This window comes from Bhargavaea sp. GQ12 (assembly GCF_059758705.1).
The window spans coordinates 70378-76777 of sequence record NZ_JCAXEU010000014.1 but is presented as its reverse complement, the minus strand read 5'-3'; the positions used below and the strand labels follow the sequence as shown (position 1 = coordinate 76777).

General features: G+C 54.7%; 6 protein-coding genes. 4 read left to right on the top strand and 2 right to left on the bottom strand.

Features of this window, described 5'->3' with window-relative positions; translation table 11 throughout:
* Positions 1 to 221: 221 nt before the first annotated feature.
* On the bottom strand, positions 222 to 1415 hold the full coding sequence (locus AC6CHQ_RS12570) for an MFS transporter (protein ID WP_498081655.1): 1194 nt from the start codon (positions 1413 to 1415) through the stop codon (positions 222 to 224).
* Positions 1405 to 1839 carry a MarR family winged helix-turn-helix transcriptional regulator gene (locus AC6CHQ_RS12565; protein ID WP_092052917.1) on the bottom strand — a complete coding sequence of 145 codons (435 nt, stop codon included), beginning with the start codon at positions 1837 to 1839 and terminating at the stop codon, positions 1405 to 1407. Before AC6CHQ_RS12565 ends, AC6CHQ_RS12570 begins: the two co-directional genes overlap by 11 nt.
* 235 nt (positions 1840 to 2074) lie before the next feature.
* Here AC6CHQ_RS12565 and AC6CHQ_RS12560 point away from each other — a divergent pair, with 235 nt between their 5' ends.
* The 4 genes from AC6CHQ_RS12560 (at position 2075) to AC6CHQ_RS12545 (ending at position 6368) form a co-directional block, all read left to right on the top strand.
* The gene (locus AC6CHQ_RS12560; protein ID WP_498081656.1) at positions 2075 to 3301 is read left to right on the top strand and encodes a Bcr/CflA family efflux MFS transporter; all 1227 of its coding nucleotides are present in this window, start codon (positions 2075 to 2077) and stop codon (positions 3299 to 3301) included.
* Positions 3302 to 3465: 164 nt separating this feature from the next.
* The gene (locus AC6CHQ_RS12555; RefSeq protein ID WP_498081654.1) at positions 3466 to 4515 is read left to right on the top strand and encodes an ATP synthase beta subunit C-terminal domain-containing protein; all 1050 of its coding nucleotides are present in this window, start codon (positions 3466 to 3468) and stop codon (positions 4513 to 4515) included.
* A 201-nt stretch (positions 4516 to 4716) separates the two neighbouring features.
* Positions 4717 to 5109, top strand: coding sequence for an SET domain-containing protein (locus AC6CHQ_RS12550; protein ID WP_251238780.1), 393 nt, complete (start codon positions 4717 to 4719; stop codon positions 5107 to 5109).
* 158 nt (positions 5110 to 5267) lie between these two features.
* The gene (locus AC6CHQ_RS12545) at positions 5268 to 6368 is read left to right on the top strand and encodes a nitric oxide synthase oxygenase (protein ID WP_498081653.1); all 1101 of its coding nucleotides are present in this window, start codon (positions 5268 to 5270) and stop codon (positions 6366 to 6368) included.
* Positions 6369 to 6400: the final 32 nt, after the last annotated feature.

Sequence of the window (6400 nt, the reverse complement as noted above, 5' to 3'; positions counted from 1 at the left end):
GCTTTTCTTATAAAGGCTGCGATTTCGTCATTCAAGGCTTCATTCTCGTCATTCATGGTTCCAGTTTCGTCATTCGAAGCCGCAATTTCGTCATTCGCCCACCCGGAGCCGTCGAATGCTGAAATTAACGGCATGAATGACGAAATTAGACTGTCGAATGATGAAACTTAACCGCTGAATGACGAAACCGGCAACTGTCGCAACTGTAGACCGGACTGTCATTAACCTGCCTGCACCTGCAGGCCTGCCTTCTCTCTTTTGCCGTGCATCAAGAAATACAGCAACGCCGAAACGAGTACGACAGCCGCCAAGATCAGATAGAGTGTGCCGAAGCTCATGTACGGAATAAAGAACCCAATCAGGAATGGGCCGAATCCGAGCCCCGCATCCAACGCGATGAAAAACGTCGATGTCGCCAGCCCCATGCGGTGTGGCGGCGTGAGCTTGACTGCGACTGCCTGTGTACAGGACTGCATATTGCCAAATCCGAGGCCAATCAGCACGCCGGAAGCAAGCAGCATCAGTCCGTTCTGTGCAGTCCCGAGCAGAACGAGCCCGGACGCGAACAAGACAAACGCCGGATACATCACCGCATTCGCCCCCTTCACATCCATGAGGCGGCCGGTGAACGGACGCGACAGCAGTACCGCGACGGAGTACACGAGGAAGAAGAAGCTGGCCGCGCTCACGAGATTGATCTCGATTGCGTAGGTGCCGATGAACGACAGGACGCCGGAATAGCAGAATGCGACCACCAAGGTGACGAGCGCAATCGGAATGGCACGCGGCTCCACGATGCCGGAAAGGCTGAACCCTTTTTTCTCCTGTCCCTTCGGCACCGGCTTCGCTTCGGGTACGCGCAGGAACATCGCAACTGCCAGGCTGACGAAACCGACGGCAAGGCATAAGCCGAATATGGCCGTCATCCCGGTCTTACCGCTCAAATACAGGCCGATAAAGGGACCGATTGCCGTCGCAAGCGTAGCGCTCATGCTGAAATAGCCGATGCCCTCCCCTTTCCGCGCTGCCGGGATGGTCTGTGCCACAATCGTCCCCGTCGCCGTACTTGCAATCCCCATCGCAGTTCCGTGGAGGAAGCGCGTCAGCATAAGAAACGGAATCCCCAGCTGGATGAAGTACAGGGCAGTCGTCAAAGCAAACAGGATAAGACCGATAAACAGTGTCTTTCTGCGCCCTATTGATTCAATACTGCGGCCGGTCAACAGCCTGCCGGTAAGTGCGCCCACGATAAACAGGCCGGTAACAAGTCCCGCCTCACTCGCCGAGGCGCCGTATTCATCAGTGGCATAGACCCCGATGATAACCACAAGCAAGTAAAAGACGAGTGTGATCAGAAAGTTGACGCCGGAGACAATGATAAAATCTTTTGTCCATAATTTCTGATCAGGCTTCATCTCCGGCTCCCCCTTTCCGCATTAGATTCTTCCTAATTTCAGGAAGAAGGCGGTGCAGAAGTTCCTGCTCCTCACGCGCCATCCCTTTCATGATCTCGCCTTCCAGCAGGGAGATCTTTTCCCGGCATTCCCGGTACACCGCCACTCCCCTCCCTGTCAGACGGATCACCTTGACTCGCCGGTCCTTTCCTGGGATCTGCTCAATCAGTTCCCGCTCTTCCAGGCGATGGACCCTTCTCGTGATCGACGGCTTTTCAACCCCGTAATAACTCGATATCTCAACAAGCGTAGACGGTCCTTCACGCTCGATGTAGAAAATGACCTGCCACAGCGAATAAGTAAGGCCGTACGGTTCCAGCAGCTGATTCAGCCTGGTGATCAGCGGCCGGTAAATGGCCAGATAATGACGGAAAATCCCCTCCATAGTTCGGCCCCCTTTTTAGTTACTCATATTAACTATTAGCTATGGAAACTATAATGCAGAAGACCCTACATGTCAATTGCCTGACGTGTCGCAACGGCTAATGCTGATGCCCTTCAGAAACACTGGTGAGGTCATTCAGATGCTGAGCATTCGTCTCCCTCTGAACAGTCGTGACTTAACTTCACGCAAAAGGGAATGATTCCTTTATAATGTTCCAGACGAGGAGTGATGACTTATAAACCTACAACAAGATAAACTACATAATCCGACCGGAAAAAGCCGGATCGGACTGGCACTTGTCCTCGGACTCCTCGCCATACTGGGGCCACTCAATATCGATATGTATTTGCCGAGCTTTCCCGAGATTTCGCGGGAACTCGGAACCGGCGCCTCGCAGGTGCAGCTGAGTCTGACCGCCTGCCTGATCGGGCTTGCACTCGGGCAGATCGTGGTCGGCCCGATCAGCGATGCCCAGGGCAGAAGAAAGCCGCTGATCATCGGCACTTCTCTCTTTGCCCTGGCATCCGTCTTCTGTGCGCTCGCCCCCAATATCACCGTGCTCATCGTCGCACGGTTCCTGCAGGGGTTCACCGCTGCGGCAGGGGTTGTCCTATCCCGTGCCGTAGTGCGCGATGTCTTTAGTGGGCGGGAGATGACGAAGTTTTTCTCGCTCCTCATGGTCATCAATGCCGTTGCACCGGTCGTCGCTCCCATGCTCGGCGGAGCGATCCTGGCCATTCCTTCTGCAAGCTGGGAAACGATTTTCTACGCACTGGCTTTGATCGGAGTACTGATCGTCGTGATTGTGGGGACGAAGCTCAAGGAAACGCTGCCGCCGGAAAAGCGGATTCCAAGTTCCATCGGTTCTTCAGTGACCACGATGGGCAGTTTATTGAAGGACCGCTCCTTTATCGGCTATGCGCTCGTTGTCGGTTTTGTCCATGGCGGAAGTTTCGCCTACGTCTCGGGCACGCCTTTTGTTTACCAGCAGATTTACGGCGTGTCTCCTCAGGTATTCAGTATCCTGTTCGGCATCAACGGTGTGGCCATCATCACCGGGAGCTTCATCATCGGCCGGTTCGGCGGAATCATATCCGAGAAAAAGCTGCTGCAGGCAGCCGTCACCGTAGCTGCGACCTCAACATTCATCCTGCTGATCATGACCATCATCAAAGGCCCGCTGGCGTCGCTGGTGATCCTGATCTTCATCTACATGACCACGATGGGCATGATCATCACCAGCACCTTCACCCTTGGGATGGCCAAACAGGGCGGCCGTGCCGGCAGCGCCAGCGCCGTACTCGGCATGCTCCCGAGCCTGCTCGGCGCGGCCTTTACCCCGCTGTCCGGCATCGCGGGCGCAACCGCCGTCCCGATGGGCGCAACCCTTTTCGGCACTTCCCTCATCGGACTGATCGCCTTTATGACGCTGATCAAGAAGGACAGCGAAGAAGAATACTAAATGCAGCAATCCCTCTCCTGATAATGAATGGAGAGGGATTATTTTCTTCGTCGGTGATTCAGTAAAATTACGCTATAACGTAATTTCTTGTGCGCTCTACTTAATAAATCTTTGCATTCAAGAGTAAAATAAATTACACTTCAAAGTAAGAAAGGGTGTTTGAAATGAATGACTTACGTTTGAATGTCGGTTTGTTGCGCAGGAAGGTCCCGAATCTGACAAGCGCGGCCCGTCAGGTCGGGTTACGTCCTGCGACCGTGTCGAACCTGTGCACAGGCAAGATACCCGTCGGGCGGGCTGAGGTCCGGACGCTTGCTGCGCTCGCTTCATTGGCCAATTGCACATTGGATGATCTGATTATCAGGGGGGAGAAGATCGAGATGATTGAGACGAAGATCAAGACTTTGGATTTGTTTGCACCGTTGGCTAAAGGCGGTACGGTCGGTCTTGTTGCACGTCCGGGGATGGGTCAGCTCGTCGTATTGGCGGAACTGCTTTACCGGTTGAAGAATGACGGCTATCAGACCACCCTGCTCATGCCTGAGGGGGAACACCGCGGAGTGGACGACCTTGCGGAAAACGTGGATGTCATTACCCATTCGATCGGAGAAACCAACCGGAAAATCATTGAGCTGGGCGGCGGTCAGGAGATTATATTTGTCGCTGACCGGTCCCATGTCATCACGGGCGGCATCCAGGAGCTGCAGGAGAATCTCCAGGAAAAAGGCATCCACTCCGTGACTACGTTCCTTGTCGACCTGACCGGTGACGCAGTGGATGAGAACCTGCCTTACGGGCCGCTTGAGACGCTATGGCAGTTCGATGCCGACCTGGTGGCCAGGCACCGCTATCCGGCCGTGAGTCCCCTGGGATCCGTGTCCTCTGTTCTCGAAGGCGCCCATCTCGATCAGGAACACTTCGCCGTCCAGCAGAAAGCCCTGAAACTCCTCCGCCGCTATCGGGAACTCAGATCTCTGGTAACAGTCAGCGGAATCGATCGGATTCCTGCATCCGAGCTGCAGACTTATCGTAGGGGCGAGCGTCTGGAGGCCTATCTGACCCAGCCATTTTACGTAGCTGAGGCCTTCACGAAAAAACCTGGTGCATCCGTCAGCCTCCAGGAGACGCTGAATGATGTGAAAGAGATCATGAACGGCTCAGCAGATTCCAAAGAAGTTGCCGATCTCGAGCTGATCGGCAGCCTGCAGCCTTAAGCCTTCCTCACACGGCCGTGCCCTTTGCATGGCCGTTTTCTGATTCTCGGGAAAACCCGAGTCCTCCTGCCCCCTTTCACCGAGCTTTCTGCTGTATACTGATGGAATACCGATGACCATTCTTTAGTTTATATAGACCATCCGCCGGCCGGCGTTTTCGCTGAAGGATGAATTCCAATCAGAAATGAGCAGGTGAATTATTTGATCGAAATCAAAACATCCACACTAAGTGACGGGGAATTCAACAGAGGTGTATTTGCAACATGCGATATCAACGAAGGCACTCTGATCCACCAGGCCCCGGTGATCGCTTATCCGAATGATCAGCACGAACACATCGAACAGACGCTTCTCGCTGACTATGCGTTTGAGTATGGACTCAACCACACCGCTATCCTTCTGGGCTACGGGATGCTGTTCAACCACTCATACCAGCCGAATGCGTCCTACGAGATCAGCTTCGAGAACCAGACATTCAACTTCTACGCCCACACGGCCATCAAAATGGGTGAAGAAATCCTCATCAACTACAACGGGGACGAGGATGATCAGGAGCTGCTCTGGTTTGACCGGGAAGAAGAATCCGAATCCTGACCCGTTTAAGCGAACCATTTATCAGCCTGTGTACCGGAATCCGGCACACAGGCTGATTTGCGTTCAGGTTATCCGGCATAATTCACCAAACCTCCATTCCCTCATCACAGTTTGGCCAGATTCCCGTGCTACACTTTGTGTAATGGAGGTTGAGGCGAATGAATCAGGCGATCACGGACAACCGGCTGATGACGAAAGCCGAACAGTTTATCAGAGAATGCTACGTGGAGCTCGGGATCCCGAAGGACCGGCAGGAAGAACGGATCCGGGAAATCCGGTCGGAAGTGGGAGCGACGGGCACGTATGTCCACACGTCCATTGAACTCACGCACGGCGCCAGGATGGCGTGGCGCAACAGCAACCGCTGCATCGGCCGCCTGCTCTGGCACACGCTGCATGTAGTCGATGCCCGGCATGTACGCACCGCTGAAGTTGCGTATGGACAGCTGCTGGACCATATTCGTTTTGCTACGAACGGCGGCAAGATCCGCTCCACAATCACCGTTTTCCCTCCGCGGAAAAACGCTACCGATCCGCTCCGTGTCCTGAACCATCAGCTGATCCGCTACGCCGGATATGAGACAGATGGCCAGGCCACAGGCGACCCGGCGTCCCTGCAGTTCACCAGGCTGTGCGAGAATCTCGGCTGGCAGGGGGAAGGCACCCCGTTTGATGTTCTTCCACTTGTTATCCGGGAGGACGGGAAAGCACCGGAACTGTTCCGAATTCCGGATGATGTGGTCATGGAAGTGCCGATCACCCATCCGGACAACAAAGCATTGGGCGAACTTGGCCTGAAATGGTATGCCGTCCCGATGATTTCGGATATGCTGCTCGAGATCGGCGGAATCGAGTATCCGATGGCGCCGTTCAACGGCTGGTACATGGGTACGGAGATCGGCGCGAGGAACTTCGCGGATGAGGACCGCTATGATCTCTTGCCCGCCGTGGCGAAGGTGTTTGGCCTGGATACCTCCTCTAACCGGTCTCTCTGGGTCGACCGCGCTCTTGTCGAGCTGAACGTCGCCGTACTGCATTCCTATCAGATGGCCGGCGTCACGCTCGTCGACCACCACACGGCGGCCGAGCAGTTCCGGAAGTTCGAGGAAAATGAGCACAGACACGGTCGCCCCGTCACCGGAAACTGGACCTGGCTCATTCCGCCTCTGTCCCCTGCCTCAACGCACATTTTCCATAAGCCGTACAATAATGAAAAGCTGTCTCCAAATTACGTTTACCAGGCTCCGCCTGAAATCTGAAAGGGACCCATCCGCGGATGGGTCCCTTTCCA

Coding starts and splice junctions, on each gene's coding strand:
- AC6CHQ_RS12565 (WP_092052917.1), bottom strand. CDS start 1,839: ATGGAGGGGATTTTCCGTCATTATCTGGCCATTTACCGGCCGCTGATC.
- AC6CHQ_RS12555 (WP_498081654.1), top strand. CDS start 3,466: ATGAATGACTTACGTTTGAATGTCGGTTTGTTGCGCAGGAAGGTCCCG.
- AC6CHQ_RS12570 (WP_498081655.1), bottom strand. CDS start 1,415: ATGAAGCCTGATCAGAAATTATGGACAAAAGATTTTATCATTGTCTCC.
- AC6CHQ_RS12545 (WP_498081653.1), top strand. CDS start 5,268: ATGAATCAGGCGATCACGGACAACCGGCTGATGACGAAAGCCGAACAG.